The following is a 1,796-nucleotide window of genomic DNA, read 5'->3' on the forward strand; positions in this document are numbered from 1 at the left end:
GCTCACGCTCCCCGGCGATATCCTCTCCGGCGGTGACACCGAGCATGAGGCGGTCTATGCCGTCTACCCGGGCCGCACGCTCGACCTCACGGGCGCGGTCAAGATCGACGGCATCAAGCAGCAGATGGTGGGCATCGAGGGCCAGTTCGGTAACCCCGACGGCTCGACGATCGCGATCGACGTTAAGGACTTCGGTTTCACCGCCACGCTTACGGTCCCGGACGGCATGACGCTGCCCGAGAACGTCTCCGCGGGCACGGTGGTTCCCGAGGGCCTCGCGGAGACCTTCGAGATCACCGAGGCGAAGGCCGAGGGCCAGAAGGTCACGATCACCTTCGGCCTCAAGAACGCCGCCTCGCTCGACACCTACGCCAAGCTCAAGGCCGCGGTCGATGCCGCGGGCGTGAGCGGCGGCGCCTGGCTCAGGGTCACCGTTCCCGGCGTGACCGTGAACGACGATGTCCAGGCTGGGCAGCAGCTCGTGGTCCGCGGCACGGTGGACGGCCGGTTCAAGGCGATCGCCACCTCCGCCGCAGGCACCGCGAAGGCCTTCTCCTTCGCGTGGACGGGCGAGCAGTGGGCTGAGGGTAAGGACGCCGTGGCCGGTGGGGACGCCTCCATCCGCTTCACGGCCGTGATCCCGCAGTCGATCGCGCAGGAGCTCCCGGGCGACATGCTCACCGGCTCCGACACGACGCACGAGGCCACGCCCGAGGTGGCGGTGGGCTCGAGCATCAACCTCACGGGCCTGGTGAAGATCGACACGATCAAGCAGCAGATGGCCGCCATCGAGGGTCGCTTCGGCAACCCCGACGGCGGCACCATCGCGGTGGACGTGAAGAACTTCGGCTTCACCGCGACGATGACGGTGCCGGAGGGCATGACGCTCCCGGCGGACCTCACCAAGGAGGACGTGGCCAAGGCCGCGGAGGGCCTGGGTGACACCTTCGAGATCACCGGCGTGAAGGTTGAGGGTCAGAAGGTCACGATCACCTTCGGGCTCAAGGACGCCGCCTCGCTCGACACCTACGCCAAGCTCAAGGCGGCGGTCGACGCCTCGGGCGTGAACGGGGGCACCGAGCTCAAGGTGACCGTCCCCGGCATCAAGATCGCGAGCGACCTGGCCGCGGGCACCGTCCTCACCTCGACGGGCACCGTGACCGGCGAGTTCGGCGCGGTGGCGACGTCGGCCTCCGGCAGGCGCGAGGTCTTCGTCTTCGACTGGACGGCGAAGCAGCTCGCCGACGGCAAGGACGCTCTTGCGACCGATGACGACACGATCCAGCTCTCGATGAAGATCGCCTCCGGCACCGTCACCGTGAAGTATATGGACGAGCAGGGGAACGAGATCGCCGGCCCCGAGACGCTCACGGGCGCCGTGGGCGCGGCCTACACGGCTGAGAAGAAGTCGATTGACGGCTACGAGTTCAAGGAGCTGCAGAAGGGCTCCGCTCCGGAGAGCGGCACCTTCGCCAAGGCCGATCAGACGGTCACGTACGTGTACCAGAAGGTCACTGAGCCGACGGGTGGTCCGACTGACGAGCCGAGCACTCCTGGTACGGACAAGCCTGGCAAGCCCGGCAAGACCACCAAGCCTGGTAAGGGTGGCAAGTCGCTGTCCAAGACCGGTGCTGCGGTGCTGCCGCTGCTGGCTCTGTCGGCTGCGGGTGTGGCTGCGGGTGCGGGGCTGCTGGCCCGGCGTCGTCGTGACGAGGCCTGATCGCGAGCGGTACTAGACCGACGCTGACCCGGTGGGGCCGGCGGAGAGATCCTCTCTCCGCCGGCCCCACCGGCGT

At 68.2% G+C, this 1,796-nt stretch carries 1 protein-coding gene; it reads left to right on the forward strand.

The window, feature by feature from the left end; translation table 11 throughout:
* Nucleotides 1–1,720, forward strand: a 1,720-nt coding sequence (locus CYJ26_RS10885) for a MucBP domain-containing protein (protein ID WP_219619558.1), incomplete at its 5' end; no start/stop codon positions are given.
* Nucleotides 1,721–1,796 lie beyond the last annotated feature (76 nt).

This window comes from Actinomyces urogenitalis (assembly GCF_002861525.1).
GTDB classification, from domain to species: domain Bacteria; phylum Actinomycetota; class Actinomycetes; order Actinomycetales; family Actinomycetaceae; genus Actinomyces; species Actinomyces urogenitalis.